The organism is Alphaproteobacteria bacterium (genome assembly GCA_017308135.1).
Lineage (GTDB): Bacteria > Pseudomonadota > Alphaproteobacteria > CACIAM-22H2 > CACIAM-22H2 > Tagaea.
The window spans coordinates 508,282-527,728 of sequence record JAFKFM010000009.1 but is presented as its reverse complement, the minus strand read 5'-3'; the positions used below and the strand labels follow the sequence as shown (position 1 = coordinate 527,728).

Sequence of the window (19,447 nt, the reverse complement as noted above, 5' to 3'; positions counted from 1 at the left end):
CCCTTTGCGCGCCGGACTTGGCTCCTTATATCCTTGGAGTAACCGGAATTATTCCAAGGAGATTTCTAAATGTCTGATGGAGATGGAAAAATGAAGGTCGATATCGGCTTGAAGGACAATTCGCGCAAGGCGGTTGCTGCCGCGTTGAGCAAGGTTCTGGGCTCGACCTATGTCCTGTACCTGAAGACGCAGGGCTTCCACTGGAACGTGACCGGCCCGCAATTCATCCAGCTGCACGAGATGTTCGGCGCGCAATACGCCCAACTCGCCGCCGCGATCGACGAATTGGCCGAGCGTATCCGCGCGCTCGGCGAACCGGCCCCCGGCTCCTACGCTCAATTCAAGAAGCTGTCGGTGATCGAAGAGCAGACTTCGATCCTGCCGCCCGAGAAGATGCTCGCCGAACTCGTCGCCGATCACGAAGCGCTGACGCGCCTCGCGCGCGAAACGCAAGGCATTGTCGAGGAAGTCGGCGATACGGAAACAGGCGACCTGATGGTCGGCCGCATGAAGGAACACGGCAAGACCGCGTGGATGCTGCGCGCGCACCTTTCCTAAGCGAGAGCGACGCTCACACCCACGCGATACGTAGAATATTGGTCGCCCCCGGCGTGCCGAAGGGCACGCCGGCGGTGATCGCGATGGTCTGGCCGGGATCGGCGAAACCTTCCTCGCGCGCCACGCTGACGGCCTTTTCGACCATATGGTCGAACACCGAAAATTCCTCCGACTCCACGCAATGCGTGCCCCAGCACAGCACCATGCGGCGCGCCGTGCGCTGATTTTGCGTCAGGCAAAGGATCGGCGCTTCCGGCCGCTCGCGCGCCGCGCGCAGCGTGGTCGAACCCGACGTGGTGAAGGTGACGATCGCCGCCGCTTTGATCGTCGCGGCGACTTGCGCTGCCGCCGCCGTGATCGCGTCCGACGCGGTCGCTTCCGGCTTGGCGTGATCGGCGTCCATGATCGGGCGATAGGAAGGATCGCGTTCGACGCGCGCGATGATGCGGCCCATCATTTCGACCGCTTCCAGCGGATAATCGCCCGACGCGGTTTCCGCCGACAGCATCACGGCGTCGGCACCGTCATAGACGGCGGTGGCGACGTCCGACGCTTCCGCGCGCGTGGGGGTGGGCGCATGGATCATCGAATCCAGCATCTGCGTGGCCACGATCACCGGGCGGCCGAAACGCCGGCAGCTGCGCACGATGCGCTTTTGCAAGGTCGGCACGTCCTCCGGTGGCATTTCCACACCCAAATCGCCGCGCGCGACCATCACGGCGTCGGTCAGTTCGACGATCTCGTCCAACCGGTCGATCGCGGAGGGTTTCTCCAGCTTCGCGCAAACGCCCGCGCGGCCTTGAATGATCTTCTTCGCCTCGGCGATATCGTCGGGGCGCTGCACGAAGGACAGCGCGACCCAATCCACGCCCAGATCCAGCGCGAAGGCGAGATCGCGGCGATCCTTATCGGTCAGCGCGGAAATCGGCAGCACGGTGCCGGGCACGTTCACGCCCTTGCGGTCGGAAATCGTGCCCGCGACGATCACCTCGCATAGCGCGTGCTCCAGCGAGGTTTCGAGCGCCCGCAAGCGCACGCGCCCGTCATCGACCAGCAGATCCTGGCCAGGCGACAGGGCCGCGAAAATCTCGGGATGGGGCAACGTCACGCGATCCGCGTTACCGTCGCCCTTGGCCAGTTCGAAGCGGAACTTTTGGCCCTTCTGCAACTTGACCGGTCCGTCCTTGAACGTGCCGACGCGCAGCTTGGGCCCTTGCAGATCGGCGAGGATCGCGACCGGCCGTCCGGTGCGCTTCTCGATGTCGCGCAGCGTATCGTAACGCTTGCGGTGATCCTCGGGTGCGCCGTGGCTGAAATTCAGCCGGAACACATCCGCGCCCGCGCGGAACAGGGCTTCGATTGTCGCGGGGTCCGACGTGGCCGGGCCCAGCGTGGCGACGATCTTGGTGGCACAATTGCGGCGCAAAGCCGTTTTCCTTCCCATCCGGTTCTTATCTCTCGATCAGTATAGCGCGAAAATCGTTGACGTTCGTATGCGTCGGACCGGTTACGACCAGATCGCCGAGTTTCGCGAAATACGTATAGGCATCGTTATTGGCGAGATAGGCGGCGGCGTCCGGCCCGCGTTTCAACGTGTCGGGCGTGACGATGGCGCCGGCATTGTCCTCGGTGCCGTCGATTCCGTCGGTATCGCCCGCGATCGCATAGACGCCCTTCATCCCGTCGAGAGCGACGGCGAGGCCCAGCGCGAATTCCGCGTCGCGCCCGCCGCGGCCCTTGCCGCGTACCGTCACGGTCGTCTCGCCGCCCGACAGGATGACGCAGGGCGCTTGTACGGGGCCCTTGCCGGCACGGATCGCGCGCACGAGGTCGGCCTGATCGCGCGCCACGTCGCGGCTTTCGCCTTCCAGATCGGGGCCGAGCGAATGCACGGCATAGCCGAATGTCTTCGCCAATGCCGCCGCCGCGTCGAGCGACTGGATCGGGGCGGCGATCAGCTTGTAGTCGGCATTGGGCAAATGCTTGGGCGTTTCCGACGCCGGATCGGCCAAGCGCGCGGCGATTTCCGCCGGCGGATCGATCTTGTATTTGGCCAGCACGGCGCGCGCTTGGGCGAGCGTCGTCGGGTCCGCGACCGTGGGGCCGGAGCCGATGGTCGAGGGATCGTCGCCGGGCACGTCCGATATCGCCAGCGTCAGCACGCGCGCCGGAGCGGCGGCCTGGGCCAAACGCCCGCCGGCGATCGAGGACAAATGCTTTCGCACCGTGTTCATCTCGACGATGTTGGCGCCCGATTTCAGCAAGGCTTGCGTCAGCTCACGCAGCGCTTCGAGCGTCACGGGGGCGGCGGGCAAGCTCAACACCGCCGAACCGCCGCCGGAAATCAGCGCCAGCACCAGATCGTCGGGGCCGAGGCCCTTCACGCGGTCGAGCATCCGCGCGGCCCCGTTCATCCCCGCCGCGTCGGGCACGGGATGGGCGGCTTCGACGATCTCGATCTTCTTGCACGGCGCGCCATGGCCGTAGCGCGTGACGACCAGGCCGGACATGTCGGCGTCCCAATGATCCTCGACCGCCTTGGCCATGGCGGCGGAGGCTTTGCCGGCACCGATCACCACCGCGCGGCCCTTGGGGCGGGGCGGCAGAAAGGCGGGGACCCGGAGCGAGGGCTGGGCGGCGTCGATCGCGGCCTTGAACAGGGCGCGCAGTTGTTCTTGTGGACTCATCGTGAAGCCACGTTAGCAGTTTTGGCGGCGAAATCGCAAAAGCGGCTATAGTCGTTTTCCGCCATGTCCCTCGATTCTTCGCCTTTGTTGGGCGTCGACGACGCCCCCGCCGCCCAAACCGTCAACCCGGACGGCAAAGCCGATCTGTTGCTGATCTGCGATCACGCGCGCCGCGACGTGCCCAAAGCGCTGGGCGATCTGGGTGTGCCGCGCGCCGAATGGGACCGGCACATCGCCTTCGATATCGGCGCCGAAGCGGTCGCCAGAATTCTTTCGGCGCGCTTCGACGCCCCCTTGGTCCATTCGGGCTATTCGCGCCTGGTCGTCGATTGCAACCGGCGGCCCGACGATCGCACCTGCATGCCCGAAGTGTCGGACGGCACGCCGATCCCCGGCAATTTGGGCCTGCCCGACGATGCGCGCGCCAAGCGCTTGGCCGCACTTCATGCGCCCTATCATGAAGCCGTCGCGGCGATGATCCGGCGCTACCGCGATCAAGACCGCGTGCCGATCGTGCTGTCGATGCATTCCTGCACGCCGGTGTTCAATGGGTTCGAACGGCCCTGGCATATCGGCGTGTTGTGGAAATCCGATCCGCGCTTGCCGGTCCCGTTGATGAAGGCGTGCGCGGCGCAGCCGGGCGTTGCGGTCGGCGACAACCAGCCTTACGACGCGCGCGACGGCCACGGCTACACGATGCGCACGCATTGCGAATTGGCCGGCATTCCGCATGCGCTGATCGAATTGCGCCAGGATTTGATCGACACGCCGACCGGTGTGGCGAAATGGGCGGCGATTTTCGGCGATGCGCTGGCGCAGGCGCTGGCCGCGCCCGATCTCGATCGGATTCAGGTCTACGCATGACCGCGCCGGATTTCACCATCGGGATCGAAGAGGAATATCTCCTGGTCGATCCCGTCACGCGCGATATCGCGCGTGACCCGCCGGCCGATCTGGTGGCGCAGACCGAAACGGCGCTGGCTGCGCGCGGCATGCCGGGTCAAGTGTCACCGGAATTCCTGCGCGCCCAGATCGAAGTGCAGACGCGCGTGTGTACCAGCGTGGCCGATGCGCGCGCCCAGCTTGTCACGTTGCGAAAGACGGTGGCGGAAGTCGCCGCGCGGCATGGGCTCGCCCCCATCGCCGCGTCGACCCATCCTTTCGCCGAATGGCGCGGGATCGGTGCCACCGACCGCGAACGCTATCGCGCGCTGGAGCGCGATCTTCAGGGTGTCGGCCGCCGCTTGGTGATTTGCGGGCTGCATGTCCATGTCGGTATCGCGGACGAGGAATTGCGCGTCGATCTGATGAATCAGGCCGGGTATTTCCTGCCGCATCTTCTGGCGCTGTCCACATCGTCGCCGTTCTGGCGCGGCGAGGATACGGGGCTCGCGTCGTATCGGGTTGCCATTTTCAACGAACTTCCGCGCACCGGCTTGCCCGATCATTTCGAAAGCTGGGGCGAATATCGCCGCCAAGTCGATCGGCTCGTCGCCGCCGGGCTGATCGACGACGCGTCGAAATTGTGGTGGGACATCCGCCCCTCGGCGCGCTTCCCGACATTGGAAATGCGCGTGACCGATATGTGCACGTCGCTCGATCACGCGATCTCGATCGCGGCGCTGTACCGGTCGCTGATCTCCATGCTGTGGCGTTTGAAGACCGCGAACCAGCGCTGGCGCATCTATCCGCATATGCTGGTGAAGGAAAATCGCTGGCGCGCGCAGCGCTATGGCACCGACGAAGGCCTGGTCGATTTCGGCAAGGGCAAGGTCGTGCCCGTCGTGGACCTCGTCGAAGAAATGATCGCGCTGGTGCGCGCCGATGCCGAGCGTCTGGGCTGCCTCGCGGAAGTCGAGAACGTCCGCAATATCCTGCGCGACGGCACGTCGGCGCATCGCCAACGCCGCGCTTACGCCAAGGCCGTGGCCGCCGGGGCGGACAAGGCCCAAGCGCTGGCGGCGGTCGTGGACGATTTGATCGCGGGCACGGTGGCGGGGCTGTGACCCCGACCCTATATTAGGGACCAAGGAGACCCGCCATGGACGACAAAACCCGCACCGAACTCGAAGCCGCCGCGTTCCGCCGTCTGGTCGCGCATTTGCGCGAACGCACCGACGTGCAGAATATCGACCTGATGAATCTGGCCGGGTTCTGCCGCAACTGCCTGTCGAAATGGTATCTCGCCGCGGCGAAGGACAAGGGCGTCGAACTCACCGATCCGCAGGCGCGCGAAATCGTCTACGGCATGCCCTATGACGAATGGAAGGCCAAGCACCAGAAGGAAGCGTCGAGCGACCAGAAGGCGAAATTCGCCGACGCGCAGAAGCACTAAGACGAAGCCGTTTCCTTCGCGCCTTCTTCGTCCAGCACGTTCTGCTTCACCGCGCGCTGAAGCTTTTCGAACGCCCGCACTTCGATCTGCCGCACGCGTTCGCGGCTGATGCCGAATTTCTGCGAGAGATCCTCGAGTGTGGCGGGCTCGTCCTTCAAACGCCGCTCGGTCAGGATGTCGCGCTCGCGCTCGTTGAGCGTCACCAGCGCCCTGTCGAGCAAAGCCTGACGGCGCTTGCCTTCCTCGTCCTCGGCGAGGCGGACTTCTTGATTGTCCGTCTCGTCCACCAGCCAATCCTGCCATTCGCCGTCCCCGTCGCCGTCGCTGCGTACGGGCGCATTCAGCGAATTGTCGGGGGCGGCGAGGCGCCGGTTCATCTGCACCACGTCTTGCTCGGGCACGCCCAACTGGGTCGCGATCTTTTCGACCGCTTCGGGCGGCAGATCGCCTTCGTCGAGCTGGCGCATCTGCGCCTTCATCCGGCGCAGATTGAAGAACAGCTTTTTCTGCGCGGCCGTGGTGCCCATCTTCACCAGCGACCAGGAGTGCAGGATGTATTCCTGGATCGCGGCGCGGATCCACCACATCGCATAGGTCGACAGGCGGAAGCCGCGATCGGGATCGAAGCGCTTGACCGCCTGCATCATGCCGACATTGCCTTCGGACACGAGTTCGGACAGCGGCAAGCCATAGCCGCGATAGCCCATGGCGATTTTCGCGACCAAGCGCAGATGCGCGGTCACCAGCCGGTGCGCCGCATCGGCATCACCGGTTTCCCGCCAACGCTTGGCGAGCATGAATTCCTCTTCCGGCTCCAGCAGCGGGAACTTGCGGATATCCTGCAGATATCGCGTCAGGTTCCCGTCCGGCGCGGGCAATCGCGACTTCACGTGTGCTGTGCTCCTGATGCGCGGGGTCGAGCGCCCCGCGCGACGCTATTCTTGCACGCGCGAAGGGCCGCGCAAAAGTGCGAGATACCGTAGAAAATCCGGCGCGTATGGCCGCACGAACCGTAAGGTTTCTCCGCTTTCCGGATGGCGGAACCCCAGCGTGAACGCATCCAACGCTTGCCGGCCGAAATCGGGTAAGCCCGCGACTTTGCGGGCATAAGTCGGATCGCCCAGCAGCGGGCAGTTGATCGAGGCGAGATGCACGCGGATTTGATGGGTGCGGCCGGTCGCCAAGCGGCATTCGATCAACGCAGCCCTGCTTTTCGCCAAAATCTCGAGCGTGCGATAGCGCGTCAGCGCTTCCTTGCCGCCGCTTTTGACGACGGCCATTTTTTTCCGGTCGCGCGGGTTGCGGCCGATATTGCCCTCGATCTCGCCCGAGGCGGGGCGGGGCACGCCCTTGACGATGGCGGCGTAAACGCGCTCGACCGAATGTTCGGCGAATTGCGCGGCGAGATCGCGATGCGCCGCGTCGGTTTTCGCCGCGACCATCAGGCCGCTCGTATCCTTGTCCAGCCGATGGACGATCCCGGGGCGCTCCACACCGCCGATACCCGACAGCGAGCCTTTGCAATGCGCCAGCAGCGCATTGACCAGCGTGCCGCCCGAATGGCCGGGAGCGGGGTGCACGACCAGGCCGGCGGGCTTGTCGATCACGATCAGATGCGCGTCCTCGTAGACGACATTCAGCGGAATTTCCTCGGCCGCTTGGCTGGAAGCGACCGGATCGGGGATTTCCAGCGTCACCGTTTCGCCCGCTTTGACCTTGCGGGAGGGGTCTTGTACGGTCGCGCCGTCGATGCGGGCATGGCCCGCTTCGATCAACGCCTTCACGCGGCTGCGCGAAGTGCCGGCGGTCGACCCGTCGGCCAGCACGCGATCCAGCCGCGTTCCCGCCAATTCCGGTCCGATCTCGATTACGCTGGATTCCGACATGCGCGCCTTGAAGACGATCGTGATTTTCCTCGGCGTGCTCTGCATCGCCGCCTTCGCCTTTCTGATTTATGTGGTTATCGGCGGTGTGGGCAAGCCTTCATCGCCGGAGACGCCGGTCGCCGCGACATCTTCGCCCGCCCCCCGCCCGCCGATCGCGGGTTTGAGCTGGGGCGATGTCGCGATTTCCGCACCCGAAGGCTCGGTCCTCGCGGGCGCGTTCGCGGCGGGCGATCAGATCGTGGTGCATGTGAACCCACCGGACGCCGCGCCGTTTCTGGTCGTGATCGACCCGAAAGCCGGGCGCGTGACCGGCCGCATTCTGCTGGGGGCCCGCCCGTGAATTTCGCGTCCGACAACACCGCGCCCGTCCATCCGCAAGTGATGGCGGCGATCAATGCCGCCAACGCGGCCCCGTCGATGCCCTATGGCAACGACGCGCTGTCGCGCGACGTGGAAGCGAAAATCGCCGCGATCTTCGAACGGCCCGCGAAAGTGTTCCTCGTATCGACGGGCACGGCGGCGAACGCGCTGTCGCTCGCCGCGATGACGCCGGTCTGGGGCTCGATCTATTGCCACGCGGCCGCACACATCGAAGAAGACGAATGTGGTGCGCCGGAATTCTACACCGGCGGCGCCAAGCTCGTTGGGCTCGACGGCGAACACGGCAAGATCGCCGCCGCCGATCTCGACGCGGCGTTGAACGCGGCGGGGGCGGGCGTGGTGCATCACGTGCAGCCCGCCGCCGTATCGCTCACCAACGCGACGGAAGCCGGCACGATCTATTCGCCGGCCGAAATCGCCGCGCTATCGGCCATCGCGCGCAAGCACGGGCTGAAGGTCCATCTCGACGGCGCGCGCTTCGCCAACGCGCTGGTCGCAAGCGGTTGCACGCCCGCCGAAGCGACATGGAAAGCGGGCGTGGACATCCTGTCGTTCGGCGGCACCAAGAACGGCTGTCTCGCGGTCGAAGCGATCGTCGTGTTCGACGAAGCGCTCGCGGCCACGCTCGCCTTCCGGCGCAAGCGCGCGGGGCATCTGTTCTCCAAGCATCGCTATCTCGCCGCCCAGATGGCGGGTTATCTCGACGGCGATTTGTGGCTCGCCCTCGCGCGCCAATCGAACGCGGTCGCGGCGAAGCTGGGGGCCGGGCTTGCGGCGTTGCCGGGGGCGAAGCTCGCGCACCCCGTGCAGGCCAACGAGGTTTTCGTCGATCTGCCCGAGGCGGCGATCGTCGCGATCGAGCAAGCGGGCTTCAACGTCTATCGCTGGTTCGGGCCGGGCACGCAGCGTTTGCGCCTCGTCGCGTCGTGGAACAGCCTGGAAGCCGACGCCGAACGCCTGGTCGCCACCGCCAAAGCCGCGATTTAAAGGGCAAATCGCGGGGCCCGGCGGCGGCTTGCGTCGCGCGCGCCAATGGGCTACATGCTCAGCCCTTCCGAAGGCCTGTCCCCATCGTCTAGAGGCCCAGGACGGCACCCTCTCACGGTGCAGACCGGGGTTCGAATCCCCGTGGGGACGCCAGCGGCACGCCGCTTCAAAAATAACGCGAACGCGATCACGTCGAAGGGGAAGCGCGCGATGCTGGAACTGATTTTCAAAGCGATCGTGATCGGCGTTGGTGCCACCGCGCTGATGGATCTCTGGGCGATCTTCCTCAACGTCGCGTTCAAGATGCCGTTGCCGAATTGGGCGCTGGTCGGACGTTGGTTCTGCGGGTTGACGGGCGGCAAAGTCTTTCACGACGACATCACCGCCGCCGCACCTTGGCCCCACGAATTGGCGATCGGTTGGATCGCGCATTACGCGATCGGCATTCTCTACGCGGGCGCACTGATTTTCTTCGCCGGGTCCGAATGGCTGGCGGCGCCGGCTTTCCTGCCGGCGTGGATTCTCGGCATGGTCACGATCGGCGCCGGGTGGTTCCTGTTGCAGCCGGGCATGGGGGCGGGCTGGGCCGCGTCCAAACGCCCCAATCCGATGCAAGTGCGGCTCTTCAATATTCTCGCCCACACCGTCTTCGCGATCGGGCTCTACGGCTCGGCCTTGGTCGTCGCGCGCTTGAGTTAGCGGCACACACGCCAAAATTGCGCGTGACGGCAAGCGCGCGCCGTAAATTTCCGCGCGAAGCCGCGTGCGGCACGTGGAATCCGAGGCTGCCGGTTTTGCGATCGAGCTTCTAGTCTTTCGGGAATGGGCCGTCATTCGGACGCGCCCGATTTCGATCGGTCCGCCGGTTGCGGATTCGATCGGCTCGCGCCGGCGGCGGCGGCAAAGCCGCCCGACGATCGCCGGCCGAACTTCCCCGAAAAGGAGACACATTATGCGCTACGCATCTCACGCCGTTCTGGTCGCCGCCGCGATCGCGCTTGCCGCACCGGCTTCGGCGCAAAGCGTTACGCCCCAGCCGCCGATCCAGCAATCGCCGACGGCGCCGATGACAGCGCCTTCGGCGCCGGCACCGCTCTCGCAATCGCCCGCCACGCAGTCTTCCGGCCCGTTGACGCGCGTCGATGCGGCGACCGTCGCCGGCGGCCAACGCTCGTCGGAGGTCGTGGGCAGCAATGTGGTCAACGAGGCGAACGAGACGGTGGGCAAGGTCGACGATCTGATCGTCACGTCCACGGATCGCGCACCGGTGGCGGTGCTGTCGGTGGGCGGGTTCCTCGGCATCGGCACGCGCTATGTGCTGGTGCCCTACAGCGCGATCGAAAAGCGCGAGGATCGCCTGGTCTTGCGCGGCGCCACCAAGGATAGTCTGAAGGCGCTGCCGGAATTCAACTATCGCGGCTGAACGTTCGGCGCCCGCCGGCCGGGGGGACCGGCCGGCGAGCGTCGTGACTTACTCGGCGCCGAACACGGCGGCGGCGTGCGCGCCGCCTTTGCCGTGGGCGGGCATGCGCACCGCTTCCAGATCGTCTTCCAGCGCGATGCGCTCGTGGCGTTCGTGGTCGCTGCGGATCCGGTACTGGAACGAAGCGCCCAGCGGCGGCAGCGCGCCGACGACGCGGTAGAGATTGGTGTTCTGCGGATGATGCCCGAAGCCGCGCATCAGCTTCACGGCCTGGCCGATCTTGAAAACATGGATCACGGGGCGCTTGGGGAAGGCGGCGGGTTTACGGGCGGCGGCGAAGCTCATGAAGATACCTTTCGTAAATGACGAAAATCCGCATCGCACGACGCATCGTCGATGCGTGCGCGCGTCGAAGTCTTTGATTTTTTTCGATTTTCCGGCGTCCGACCTTTCGATGGCAACGGACAGCACCGGGAAATTCTTCGGGCAAGAACGAAACGCACCCTACCCGAAGCGGGCCCGAATAGATACCGGCGAATGCGCTGCGAACGAATCGGATTGCCCGAAACGCGATTGTCGGGCATGTTGCGCTTCGTCAAGCAGGTTGGGCGTATTTCCTGATGGCCCCCCTGGTGCCCTCGAAGAATTCCCCGGAACCGAAATTGATGCTTGCTGCGATGGTCGCGGCGAGTTGTTTATCGTTGAGGAAAAATACATGGCGATCGGTACGGTCAAGTGGTTCAACGCCACCAAGGGCTACGGCTTCATTCAACCGGAAGACGGCAAGGCTGACGTGTTCCTGCACATTTCGGCGGTCGAACGCGCTGGCATGCAGAGCGTCGGCGAAGGCCAGAAGCTGAGCTACGAGCTCGAGACGGGCCGCAACGGCAAGACGTCGGCGGTCAACATCCGCGCCGTCTGAGATCGAAAGGGGCGGCCTTGGCCGCCCCTTTTTGCTTCCCGCGTATTCGGGCGGGATTATTTGACGACCAAATTATTGTGGACGCGGGTCACGCCCGCGACCTGCGCGGCCACTTCGCCCGCGCGCGCCTTCGCCGCCGTGCTGTCGACGAAGCCGCTGAGCTGAACCGCACCTTTGAACGTCTCGACGTCGATCTGCGTCAGCTTCAGATCCTTATCGCCCAGGATCTGCGCGCGGACCTTGGTGCTGATCACCGAATCGTCGATATATTCGCCCGCACTTTCGCGGGTCGGGGTGGCCGTACACGCGGCCATCGTGGCACCGGCCAGCGCCAGCATCAGCGCCGCGGCGAATTTCGCGGATCGTTGCATCGTGATTCTCCTTTCGGCGCGAAGGCTCAATGCTTCACGGCGTCGCGCAGCTTGTCCTTGGCGCCGCCGATCGCGTTTTGAACCTTGCCGACCGCCTTCTCGGCGCGGCCTTCGACTTCCAGCTTGCTGTCGCCCAGCGCCTTGCCGGCGGCTTCCTTGACGCCGCCCTTGATCTGCTTGGCGATGCCTTCGACGCGATCCTTGTCCATGGGCTTTCTCCTGTTCGGGTGGGGCGACGGCATGTCGCCGCCGATCACCATCGAACTTAGGAAAAAGCCCCGACGCGCCGTAGCCTCGGAAACTACGCGGAAGCCTTGGCCCATTCGGCGCGCATCCAGTGCGCGCAAGCGACGTTGTTCGCGAAGATCGAATAACCGTGTCCCGCACCGTAATCGATATTCGGGATGAACTCGCACGAGATCATGGCGAGCGGGCTCTTCTCGTCCGCCGCGTGATGCGCGAACAGTTCGCGCAGGACGCGCTTCCACGGTTCGAGCTTCGCTTCGTCCCAATCGGCGACATATTGGCCGGGTTCCGGCCGCACGAACGGATATTGGATGCCGCGCCCATAGCTGCCGTCGGGATGTTTGGCGCGCGTATTGATCGGGTTGGCGGGGATCGTCGCGCGCGCATGGGCGTGCGCCACGTAATTCGCCGCGATCCATTGCGCGCAGACATTCCCCGGTTTCGCGGGGTCGAGCACGACCTTGCCGGTTTCGACGTCCTCGCGCATGGCTTGCACGTCCTGCTCGACCGGATTGTCGATCTTGAAAATGACGTGACTGTGGTCGAGCGTCATGCGGAACGGAATCCCGCGCGCTTCGACCAAGGCGGCGACGCGCGCCACGCGGCCGTAATGCTCCGACCACATATTGACGTGGACTTCGAAACACGGCGTCACGCCGTGGCGCATGCCGAAATCATGGGCGCGCAGGTAGAATTCCGCGACTTCCGCGTCGGTCAGCACATGGCCGTCGGCGTGCTGCGTCATCAATTGCACGTTATGGACAAGGCTGCCGAGCAGGCGCGCCTTGACGATATTGCGCTCGAACAACGCCTCGTCCCGGCCCGCCGTGTAAAACCAGCCACTGGCGAGCACGGGCAGATCGCATTGCTCGCTCGCCTTCAGCAGGTCGCGGAATTCCTCGTCGGGCGGCGAGCGGTCGATATAGTCGAACACGCCCGCATCCTTGATCATCCGCACTTTGGTGGCGATGTCGGGGATCGCCGCATCGGAATGCGTGGCGCCGCCGCCGGTACAACCGAATTTCAACTGGGGAATACGCGTCATAAGACGCGTATCCTCCCAGCATCGGCGTGTTTATCAAGTGTAGAGATAGCCGACCGGATTACCGTCGAGGCGCAACGGCCGCACTTGCGTGCGCGCGATGATCTTGCCGCCCAGCCCGTCGATCGCGTCGCGCTGGGCCGGCGTCCATTTGCGCAGATTGTCCATGCCGTCGAGCAAGCCCAGGCGCAGCACTTGGCTGTCTTCGCCGAGTTCGACGAGTGTCGCCGCGTTGGCGCCGGTGGTGACGACGTCGCCCGCGCTCAGATCGATCGTCTTGCCGTCGGCGTCTTTGAAACGCGCCGTGCCGCGGATGACGCGATACATCGCGACCGCGCCTTTGGCGAGGATCGCTGGATCGGCGCCGCCGCTCGACGATTTGGGCAGCAGCGAATGTTCGCGCGGATCGGTCGCGATGATATGGCCGGTCACGAGATTTCCGCTTGGCGCCTCGATCCTCAGATCGCGGACATAGACCGGCGCGTCCGACTTGATCGGCGCGCCGAGGGGCAACGGTTTGTAAAGCGCATCGAGCGATAGCGCGTCCTGCACCCAAAAATCGGCGCCCTTCGGCCGATCGTGCAGCGCATGCCCGAACGCCGTGCGCGGCGTTTCGGCTTCGTTGACCGCGTCGCTCGGCACGATCGTCGGGTTGGGGAAGCTGGTCGGGTCGGTGATGAAGGCTTCGAGGAACTTGCCCGAATAACCCATCGTCATCGCGTCGGGCACCGCCGATTGAGGCGTGGCGAGGTTCGCTTCGGTGTCGAGCCCCGACCACGTATAGAACAATTGGCGATGCACGATGGCGCTTTGCAGCATCACGGCACCGGGCCCGACATAATGCAGCCGCCCGTCGTAATCGAAGGTGAACATCCCCGACGTCACCAGCACGAATTGGAATCCGCCCGGCGGCAGATGCATATGGAAATCGGTCGGGCCGGTATCGGGCCGATGGATCGGCAGATTGGTCGCGACTTCGTGCAGCAGAAAGGTCTCGTTGTTCGCCTGGAACCCGTTCTCCGCGCGGCTATACAGCGCTTGCGGGCGATAGGTCGCGTTATAGGGCGCGTCGCGGTGGCGATCGACCGCGACGAAAGCGCTGCGGTTCAGCCGCAAGGGGTCGCCGGCGGGGTGTTCGAGAGAGGCCAGTTTCGCAGCGTCGATAACCTGCATATTCATGGCGGTCTCCACGATTGGGATACCGCCATTGTGCAGTGCACAATGGCGCACTGCAACGTCAAAGATTGTGCATTCTTTAGGAAATCGACGCCCAAATTTTGGAGCGGTGGCGTGCGTTTACTCGTTCGACAGGATCGTGTTGCGCACCAGCGGGTAGATCTGCCCCGCCCAGCGCCGCCCGGCGAACACGCCATAATGCCCCACGCCGGCTTGCATATAGTGCTTCTTGCGATAGGGCCGTAACCCGTCGCACAGATCATGCGCCGCGACCGTTTGGCCCAGCGCGCAGATATCGTCGCGCTCGCCCTCGACCGTGAACAGCGCCGTGCGGCGGATCGCCTTGGTGTCGACCTTGCGGCCGCGCCATTTGAGTTCGCGGCGCGCCAGTTCGTATTTCTGAAACACACGCTCGACCGTTTCCAAATAGAACTCGGCCGTCAAATCCAGCACGGCGAAGTATTCGTCGTAGAAATTCTTGATCGTGTTCGCCTGCTCGGTATCGCCCTTGGCGAGGGCGCGCAGCAAATCGGATTGCGCTTTCAAATGCCGCTCGGCATTCATGCTCATGAACGCGGTGAGTTGCAGGAAACCGGGATAGACGCGGCGCATGGCGCCCGCGAAGCGCAGCGGCACATAGCTGATCAGATTGCGCTCGAACCAGCTCATCGGTTTGCTGGTGGCCAGGTGATTGACCTTGGTGGGATTGACCCGGCAATCGATCGGCCCGGCCATCAGCGTCATGCTGGCGGGCTGGGCGGGATTGTCGTCCTCCGCCATGATCGCGGCGGCGGCCAGCGTCTGCACGCAAGGCTGGCACACGGCCAACACATGCGAGCCGGGGCCCATTTTCTCAAGGAACTTGATGATGTGCTCGACATATTCGTCGAAGCCGAAACGGCCGTTCCACACGCCCACGTCGCGGGCATTCGCCCAATCGGTGATATGCACGTCGTGATCGGGGAGCAGCACGCGCACCGTCTCGCGCAGCAGCGTGGCGAAATGCCCGGAGAGCGGGGCCACGACCAGAACTTTGGGCTGAACGGGCGCGCCTTCTTTGACGAAGCGCAACAGCGTGCCGAACGGCGTGGCCGTCACTTTTTCCTCGACGACCGGCACCATCTCGTTGCCGAGCATGACTTGGTCGATGCCGAAAGCGGGGCGGCGATGGCTCAACGCCGCGCGGCTCATCATCTCGCACAACGCCCCGGCCGCCCGCCAATTATCGGCGGTTTCGGTCTCCCCGAAGGAGAAGCCGCGACCCGCCGCCGCCGCGAAGGCCCGCGCCGGGAGAAAGGAATCGGCAGCCGATTGATAAAGCGAGTAGAGCATCACGGCGATCGGCTCGAATTTTGCTTTCAGAATGGTCATGGCAAAAGCGCCCATGACCAGTACTCTGACCATCAGTAGCAAGAACTATTCCTCGTGGTCTTTGCGCGGCTGGCTGCTGTGCAAGATGGCCGGGCTGGAATTTACCGAGAAGGTCGCGTCGCTGGACGATCCGTCCACCCGCGCGGAATTGCTGCTTTTATCGCCGTCTTTCCTCGTGCCGTGCCTGGAACATGGGCCGGTCAAGGTGTGGGACACGCTGGCGATCGCCGAATATTTGCACGAGGTGAAGCCGGATGCGGGTCTGTGGCCGGCCGACCAAGCCGCGCGCGCCCATTGCCGCGCGGTTTGCGGCGAAATGCATTCGGGTTTCGCGAATCTGCGGTCGGCACTGCCGATGAATCTCAAAACCCGCCACGAGCAATTCAAGGTCTGGGCGGGCGCGCAGGCCGACATCGAACGCGTCGCCGCGATCTGGCGCGAATGCCTGAAGCAATATGGCGGGCCGTATTTGTTCGGCAAGAAGCCGACGGCGGCGGACGCGATGTACGCGCCCGTGTGCACGCGCTTCGCCACGTATAACGTGAAGCTCGACGGGCCTTGCGCCGCCTATCGCGACACGATGCTGAAATTCCCGCCGCTGGTCGAATGGACCGAAGCGGCGAAGGCCGAGCCCGAGGAAGTCGAAGAACTCGACGTCGAGTTCTAGGCGGCCCCTCTACTCAACCGCCGCCGCGATCTCACGGCACACGTCGGCGACGACTTGGCGCAGCCAGCGATGCGCCGGGTCGTTGCGATAGCGCACATGCCACGCCATCTGCACCGGGAACGTGCCCAGATCGACCGGGGCGGGCATGAATTTGAGGCGCTTGTCGTGCGTCAGGCGCCGGCAGATCTGCGTGGGCAAGGTCGCGCAATAATCCGTCGCCGCGATCATTTCGGGCACCGCCAGGAAATGCGTGACCGACACGGCCACCTCGCGCTTCAAGCCTTGGCGTTGCAGCGCTTGGAATAACCCGGCGCGCAAACGCCCGGGCGGCAGCACGTTGACGTGCTTCATCCCTTCGTATTCGCGCTTGGTGATGCGCTTGCCGATGCGCGGATGGTTGGCGCGCACGACGCATTGTAAACTGTCGCTCATCAAATGCTGGACGATCAGATTGTCCGGTGGGTCGATGATGCGCCCCAGCGCCATCGCGGTCTGGCCGGAGATCACGCCCGTTTCGGCGAGATCGGTGCCGTAGGGCACGAGGCGCAGGCTCATCTTCGGCGCTAGATCGCGCAGCCGCGTGACGATCGACGGCACGATCGCGAATTCGACGTAGCTGTTGGGCGCCATGACGATCTGACGCGCCGCCTTGGCGGGATCGAAATCGCGCTGGCCCAAAATCAGATCGTCGAGCCGGGCGAGGGCGCCGGAGATCGCGGGCGCCAATTCCAGCGCCTTGGGCGTGGGCTGCATGCCGTAACGCTCGCGCACGAACAGCGGATCGTTGAGCGTGACGCGCAGCCGGCTCAAGGCGTTCGACAAGGCGGGCTGGGTGATGCCGAGCCGGACGGCGGCGCGCGTGACGTTGCGCTCCTCCATCAAGGCCAGGAACACGGGCAGCAGATTCAGGTCGTAGCGCATCCAGTTATATTGCTGCGTGAATATCTAAAATCAAAATAATAAATTTTTAGAATAGCTGGGGCGGGAACATGATCGGGGCATCCAAAAGGAGTTGCCCCACATGTCCAAGATCCTCTTCGTCCTCACCAGCCACGACCGGATGCTCGACGGCACACCGACCGGAATCTGGCTGGAAGAACACGCCGTTCCCTATCTCGCCTTCACCAAGGCGGGCCACCAAGTGACGGTCGCGTCGATGGCCGGCGGCAAGGTGCCGGTCGATCCGAAAAGCGATCCCACGCCCGCGCAGATCGTCGAATGGCGCGATGCGATCGCGCAACTTGCCGATACGCCCGCCTTCGACACGCTCGACGCCGAGGCCTTCGACGTCGTCTACCTGCCCGGCGGTCACGGCACGGTGTTCGACATGCCCTATGACCGCAAGCTGCACGATCTGCTGTTCCGCTTCGATGCGACGAACCGCCTGATCGCGGCCGTGTGTCATGCGCCCGCCGTGTTCGCCGGGATGCGCCGCGCGGACGGTACGCCCTTCATCGCGGGCCGCCATGTCGCCGCCTTCACCGATGCGGAGGAACGCGCGGTCGACGGCACGGACAAGGTGCCGTTCCTGCTGGAAACGCGCCTCAAGGAACTCGGCGCCATCCATCACGCCGCCCCCGATTGGACGCCGAACGTCTATCGCCATGGCCGCCTTATCACTGGCCAGAACCCGCAATCCTCGGCGGCCGTCGCCGCGGAAGTTCTCTCCCTGATCTAACGAAAAGGAACCAACCCCATGATCACCTTCTATGCCTATGGCGCCCCGAACCCCTACAAGGTTCAGATCGCGCTCAACGAACTCGGTCTCGAACACGAAACGAAGATCGTTAAAATCTGGGAAGGCGAGGGCCAGTCCCCCGAATTCCTGGCGCTCAACCCCAACGGCAAGGTGCCGGTGATCGTCGATCACGAATCGGGGCTGACGATCTCGGAATCCAACGCGATCCTGCTCTACCTCGCCGAGAAGACCGGCAAGCTGCTGCCGACCGACGCGAAGAAGCGTCAACGCGCGCTGGAATTGCTGTTCTTCCAGGCGTCGGGCGTGGGGCCGATGTACGGCCAGCGCGCTTGGTTCACGATCTTCGCGCCCGAGAAGCCGGCCTATGCGATCAAGCGCTATATGGCCGAGGCCGAGCGCCTGAACCGCGTGATCGAGACGATCCTGCCCGACGACAAGCCGTGGTTCCTGGGCGACGAGTATTCGATCGTCGACATCGCCTTCATGGGCTGGGTGTGGACCGCCGTGCAGATGCACTTCCCGATCGACGCCTATCCGAAGCTGAAGGCGTGGTTCGACCGGATGCTGACGCGCGATGCCGTGCGCCAAGGTTTGGTCACGCCCAACAAGCTGCCCGATTTTCCCGCCCCCGCGATGGCCGCGTAAGCGCGGCCGCCCCCTCTCTCCCAAAAGGTTACGACAATGGCTCTCAAAGACATCCTTCCCGGCAAGCTCGGCTTCGGTACCGCACCGCTCGGCAACATGTTCCGCGCGATACCCGAAGCGGAAGCGCGCGCGACCGTCGATGCCGCGTGGAACGACGGGATCCGCTACTTCGACAACGCGCCCTTCTATGGGGCGGGTCTCGCGGAAATCCGCATGGGCGAAGCGCTCGCCGGGCGCAAACGCGACGATTACGTGATCAGCACCAAGGTCGGGCGCCTGATCCTCGACGAAATCGAGGACGTCAGCGCGCGCGACCTGGGCGAGAAGGGCGACGTGTTCAAGCATGGCCGTCCGAACAAGATCGTCAACGACTACTCGGCCGACGCGACGTTGCGCTCGATCGAGGACAGCTTGAAGCGCCTCAAGACCGACCGGATCGAGATCGTCTGGGTCCACGACGTCGCGCAGGATTTCTACGGCGACGAATGGCTCGACGTTTTCGAAACGGCGCGCAAGGGCGCCTTCAAGACGCTGGATCGCTTGCGCGACGAAGGTGTCATCAAGGCCTGGGGCTTGGGCGTCAACCGCGTCGAGCCGATCGAATTGCTGCTGGGCCTGGAGAAGAACCGTCCCGACGGATTCCTGCTCGCCGGGCGCTATACGTTGCTCGATCACGGCCGCGCCTTGCAGCGCGTGATGCCGCAGGTGGCTTCGCGCGGATTGGGGATCGTCGTCGGCGGGCCCTATAGCTCGGGTGCTTTGGTCGGCGGCCCCAATTTCGAATACGCGCCGATGACGCCGGAAATCCGCGCCAAAGTCGCGGCGATCAAGGCGCTCGCCGACCGCCATGGCGTGAGCATGAAGGCGGCGGGTTTGCAGTTCGCGCTGGCCCATAAGGCCGTCGCGGCGGTGATCCCGGGCGCAAGCCAGCCGGGGCGCATCGCCGAGGATCGCGCGGCGCTCAACGAAAAAGTGCCGGCCGCGTTCTGGCAGGAGCTGCGCGCGTCGGGCGTGATCGACGTCGCCGCACCCCTGCCGGGCGGCGCTTAAT

General features: G+C 64.5%; 24 protein-coding genes and 1 tRNA gene. 14 read left to right on the top strand and 11 right to left on the bottom strand.

Going from position 1 to position 19,447, the window contains the following annotated elements:
• The first annotated feature begins 90 nt into the window (after positions 1–90).
• A complete protein-coding gene (locus tag J0H39_15840) occupies positions 91–558 on the top strand; it encodes a DNA starvation/stationary phase protection protein (protein MBN9498226.1) in 468 nt (155 codons plus the stop codon).
• A 13-nt stretch (positions 559–571) separates the two neighbouring features.
• Here J0H39_15840 and pyk read toward each other — a convergent pair whose 3' ends face one another.
• The gene (gene pyk, locus J0H39_15835) at positions 572–2,002 is read right to left on the bottom strand and encodes a pyruvate kinase (protein MBN9498225.1); all 1,431 of its coding nucleotides are present in this window, start codon (positions 2,000–2,002) and stop codon (positions 572–574) included.
• A 7-nt stretch (positions 2,003–2,009) separates the two neighbouring features.
• Positions 2,010–3,245, bottom strand: coding sequence for a glycerate kinase (locus J0H39_15830; GenBank protein MBN9498224.1), 1,236 nt, complete (start codon positions 3,243–3,245; stop codon positions 2,010–2,012).
• A gap of 63 nt (positions 3,246–3,308) precedes the next feature.
• Here J0H39_15830 and J0H39_15825 point away from each other — a divergent pair, with 63 nt between their 5' ends.
• Genes J0H39_15825 through J0H39_15815 form a run of 3 tightly spaced genes read left to right on the top strand, consistent with a single transcriptional unit; the run spans position 3,309 to position 5,580 of the window.
• A complete protein-coding gene (locus J0H39_15825) occupies positions 3,309–4,109 on the top strand; it encodes an N-formylglutamate amidohydrolase (protein MBN9498223.1) in 801 nt (266 codons plus the stop codon).
• Complete coding sequence (locus J0H39_15820; protein ID MBN9498222.1) at positions 4,106–5,251, top strand: carboxylate-amine ligase; 1,146 nt, start codon at positions 4,106–4,108, stop codon at positions 5,249–5,251. Before J0H39_15825 ends, J0H39_15820 begins: the two co-directional genes overlap by 4 nt.
• Positions 5,252–5,286: 35 nt before the next feature.
• Positions 5,287–5,580, top strand: a complete 294-nt coding sequence (locus tag J0H39_15815) for a DUF1244 domain-containing protein (protein MBN9498221.1) — start codon at positions 5,287–5,289, stop codon at positions 5,578–5,580.
• On the opposite strand, the gene rpoH is transcribed toward J0H39_15815, so the two are convergent.
• Positions 5,577–6,470 carry an RNA polymerase sigma factor RpoH gene (gene rpoH, locus J0H39_15810; protein MBN9498220.1) on the bottom strand — a complete coding sequence of 298 codons (894 nt, stop codon included), beginning with the start codon at positions 6,468–6,470 and terminating at the stop codon, positions 5,577–5,579. The genes J0H39_15815 and rpoH overlap by 4 nt on opposite strands.
• A gap of 45 nt (positions 6,471–6,515) precedes the next feature.
• A complete protein-coding gene (locus tag J0H39_15805; GenBank protein ID MBN9498219.1) occupies positions 6,516–7,466 on the bottom strand; it encodes an RluA family pseudouridine synthase in 951 nt (316 codons plus the stop codon).
• Between J0H39_15805 and J0H39_15800 the strand changes: the two genes are divergently transcribed.
• The 5 genes from J0H39_15800 to J0H39_15780 all read left to right on the top strand — a co-directional run bounded on the left by J0H39_15800 (position 7,465) and on the right by J0H39_15780 (position 10,257).
• The gene (locus J0H39_15800) at positions 7,465–7,806 is read left to right on the top strand and encodes a hypothetical protein (protein MBN9498218.1); all 342 of its coding nucleotides are present in this window, start codon (positions 7,465–7,467) and stop codon (positions 7,804–7,806) included. The genes J0H39_15805 and J0H39_15800 overlap by 2 nt on opposite strands.
• Positions 7,803–8,834 (top strand): low specificity L-threonine aldolase, encoded by a 1,032-nt coding sequence (locus tag J0H39_15795; protein MBN9498217.1) that lies wholly within the window; start codon positions 7,803–7,805, stop codon positions 8,832–8,834. The genes J0H39_15800 and J0H39_15795 overlap by 4 nt, the downstream gene beginning before the upstream one ends.
• 77 nt (positions 8,835–8,911) lie before the next feature.
• Positions 8,912–8,987, top strand: a tRNA-Glu gene (locus tag J0H39_15790).
• A 57-nt stretch (positions 8,988–9,044) separates the two neighbouring features.
• On the top strand, positions 9,045–9,533 hold the full coding sequence (locus tag J0H39_15785) for a DUF2938 domain-containing protein (GenBank protein ID MBN9498216.1): 489 nt from the start codon (positions 9,045–9,047) through the stop codon (positions 9,531–9,533).
• Positions 9,534–9,900: 367 nt separating this feature from the next.
• Entirely contained in the window at positions 9,901–10,257 is a 357-nt protein-coding gene (locus J0H39_15780) for a PRC-barrel domain-containing protein (protein ID MBN9498215.1), read from the top strand.
• A 48-nt stretch (positions 10,258–10,305) separates the two neighbouring features.
• On the opposite strand, the gene J0H39_15775 is transcribed toward J0H39_15780, so the two are convergent.
• Positions 10,306–10,602 (bottom strand): hypothetical protein, encoded by a 297-nt coding sequence (locus J0H39_15775; protein ID MBN9498214.1) that lies wholly within the window; start codon positions 10,600–10,602, stop codon positions 10,306–10,308.
• Between the two features lie 370 nt (positions 10,603–10,972).
• Between J0H39_15775 and J0H39_15770 the strand changes: the two genes are divergently transcribed.
• On the top strand, positions 10,973–11,179 hold the full coding sequence (locus J0H39_15770) for a cold-shock protein (protein MBN9498213.1): 207 nt from the start codon (positions 10,973–10,975) through the stop codon (positions 11,177–11,179).
• Between the two features lie 56 nt (positions 11,180–11,235).
• On the opposite strand, the gene J0H39_15765 is transcribed toward J0H39_15770, so the two are convergent.
• The 5 genes from J0H39_15765 to phaZ form a co-directional block, all read right to left on the bottom strand.
• The gene (locus J0H39_15765) at positions 11,236–11,550 is read right to left on the bottom strand and encodes a BON domain-containing protein (GenBank protein MBN9498212.1); all 315 of its coding nucleotides are present in this window, start codon (positions 11,548–11,550) and stop codon (positions 11,236–11,238) included.
• 26 nt (positions 11,551–11,576) lie between these two features.
• The gene (locus tag J0H39_15760) at positions 11,577–11,759 is read right to left on the bottom strand and encodes a CsbD family protein (GenBank protein MBN9498211.1); all 183 of its coding nucleotides are present in this window, start codon (positions 11,757–11,759) and stop codon (positions 11,577–11,579) included.
• Between the two features lie 92 nt (positions 11,760–11,851).
• On the bottom strand, positions 11,852–12,841 hold the full coding sequence (locus tag J0H39_15755) for a hypothetical protein (GenBank protein ID MBN9498210.1): 990 nt from the start codon (positions 12,839–12,841) through the stop codon (positions 11,852–11,854).
• A 33-nt stretch (positions 12,842–12,874) separates the two neighbouring features.
• A complete protein-coding gene (locus J0H39_15750) occupies positions 12,875–14,017 on the bottom strand; it encodes a hypothetical protein (GenBank protein MBN9498209.1) in 1,143 nt (380 codons plus the stop codon).
• 117 nt (positions 14,018–14,134) lie between these two features.
• The gene (gene phaZ / locus J0H39_15745) at positions 14,135–15,346 is read right to left on the bottom strand and encodes a polyhydroxyalkanoate depolymerase (GenBank protein ID MBN9498208.1); all 1,212 of its coding nucleotides are present in this window, start codon (positions 15,344–15,346) and stop codon (positions 14,135–14,137) included.
• 37 nt (positions 15,347–15,383) lie between these two features.
• On the opposite strand from phaZ, the gene J0H39_15740 reads away from it, so the two are divergent.
• A complete protein-coding gene (locus J0H39_15740) occupies positions 15,384–16,052 on the top strand; it encodes a glutathione S-transferase family protein (GenBank protein MBN9498207.1) in 669 nt (222 codons plus the stop codon).
• 9 nt (positions 16,053–16,061) lie between these two features.
• Here J0H39_15740 and J0H39_15735 read toward each other — a convergent pair whose 3' ends face one another.
• On the bottom strand, positions 16,062–16,973 hold the full coding sequence (locus J0H39_15735) for a LysR family transcriptional regulator (GenBank protein ID MBN9498206.1): 912 nt from the start codon (positions 16,971–16,973) through the stop codon (positions 16,062–16,064).
• A 100-nt stretch (positions 16,974–17,073) separates the two neighbouring features.
• On the opposite strand from J0H39_15735, the gene J0H39_15730 reads away from it, so the two are divergent.
• The 3 genes from J0H39_15730 to J0H39_15720 are packed head-to-tail and all read left to right on the top strand — an operon-like array spanning position 17,074 to position 19,446.
• Positions 17,074–17,730: a type 1 glutamine amidotransferase domain-containing protein gene (locus tag J0H39_15730; protein ID MBN9498205.1), complete on the top strand. Its 657-nt coding sequence runs from the start codon at positions 17,074–17,076 to the stop codon at positions 17,728–17,730.
• A gap of 18 nt (positions 17,731–17,748) precedes the next feature.
• Positions 17,749–18,396, top strand: coding sequence for a glutathione S-transferase family protein (locus tag J0H39_15725; protein MBN9498204.1), 648 nt, complete (start codon positions 17,749–17,751; stop codon positions 18,394–18,396).
• Positions 18,397–18,432: 36 nt separating this feature from the next.
• A complete protein-coding gene (locus tag J0H39_15720) occupies positions 18,433–19,446 on the top strand; it encodes an aldo/keto reductase (protein ID MBN9498203.1) in 1,014 nt (337 codons plus the stop codon).
• Position 19,447: the final 1 nt, after the last annotated feature.

Bases quoted from the DNA above. Each gene is read 5' to 3' on its own strand.
- J0H39_15840 (MBN9498226.1), top strand. From the start codon at position 91: ATGAAGGTCGATATCGGCTTGAAGGACAATTCGCGCAAGGCGGTTGCT.
- J0H39_15720 (MBN9498203.1), top strand. From the start codon at position 18,433: ATGGCTCTCAAAGACATCCTTCCCGGCAAGCTCGGCTTCGGTACCGCA.
- J0H39_15780 (MBN9498215.1), top strand. From the start codon at position 9,901: ATGACAGCGCCTTCGGCGCCGGCACCGCTCTCGCAATCGCCCGCCACG.
- J0H39_15825 (MBN9498223.1), top strand. From the start codon at position 3,309: ATGTCCCTCGATTCTTCGCCTTTGTTGGGCGTCGACGACGCCCCCGCC.
- J0H39_15815 (MBN9498221.1), top strand. From the start codon at position 5,287: ATGGACGACAAAACCCGCACCGAACTCGAAGCCGCCGCGTTCCGCCGT.
- J0H39_15800 (MBN9498218.1), top strand. From the start codon at position 7,465: ATGCGCGCCTTGAAGACGATCGTGATTTTCCTCGGCGTGCTCTGCATC.
- J0H39_15725 (MBN9498204.1), top strand. From the start codon at position 17,749: ATGATCACCTTCTATGCCTATGGCGCCCCGAACCCCTACAAGGTTCAG.
- J0H39_15765 (MBN9498212.1), bottom strand. From the start codon at position 11,550: ATGCAACGATCCGCGAAATTCGCCGCGGCGCTGATGCTGGCGCTGGCC.
- J0H39_15740 (MBN9498207.1), top strand. From the start codon at position 15,384: ATGGCAAAAGCGCCCATGACCAGTACTCTGACCATCAGTAGCAAGAAC.
- J0H39_15775 (MBN9498214.1), bottom strand. From the start codon at position 10,602: ATGAGCTTCGCCGCCGCCCGTAAACCCGCCGCCTTCCCCAAGCGCCCC.
- J0H39_15755 (MBN9498210.1), bottom strand. From the start codon at position 12,841: ATGACGCGTATTCCCCAGTTGAAATTCGGTTGTACCGGCGGCGGCGCC.
- pyk (MBN9498225.1), bottom strand. From the start codon at position 2,002: ATGGGAAGGAAAACGGCTTTGCGCCGCAATTGTGCCACCAAGATCGTC.
- J0H39_15760 (MBN9498211.1), bottom strand. From the start codon at position 11,759: ATGGACAAGGATCGCGTCGAAGGCATCGCCAAGCAGATCAAGGGCGGC.
- J0H39_15770 (MBN9498213.1), top strand. From the start codon at position 10,973: ATGGCGATCGGTACGGTCAAGTGGTTCAACGCCACCAAGGGCTACGGC.
- J0H39_15785 (MBN9498216.1), top strand. From the start codon at position 9,045: ATGCTGGAACTGATTTTCAAAGCGATCGTGATCGGCGTTGGTGCCACC.
- J0H39_15820 (MBN9498222.1), top strand. From the start codon at position 4,106: ATGACCGCGCCGGATTTCACCATCGGGATCGAAGAGGAATATCTCCTG.
- phaZ (MBN9498208.1), bottom strand. From the start codon at position 15,346: ATGCTCTACTCGCTTTATCAATCGGCTGCCGATTCCTTTCTCCCGGCG.
- J0H39_15805 (MBN9498219.1), bottom strand. From the start codon at position 7,466: ATGTCGGAATCCAGCGTAATCGAGATCGGACCGGAATTGGCGGGAACG.
- J0H39_15730 (MBN9498205.1), top strand. From the start codon at position 17,074: ATGTCCAAGATCCTCTTCGTCCTCACCAGCCACGACCGGATGCTCGAC.
- J0H39_15735 (MBN9498206.1), bottom strand. From the start codon at position 16,973: ATGCGCTACGACCTGAATCTGCTGCCCGTGTTCCTGGCCTTGATGGAG.
- J0H39_15750 (MBN9498209.1), bottom strand. From the start codon at position 14,017: ATGAATATGCAGGTTATCGACGCTGCGAAACTGGCCTCTCTCGAACAC.
- J0H39_15830 (MBN9498224.1), bottom strand. From the start codon at position 3,245: ATGAGTCCACAAGAACAACTGCGCGCCCTGTTCAAGGCCGCGATCGAC.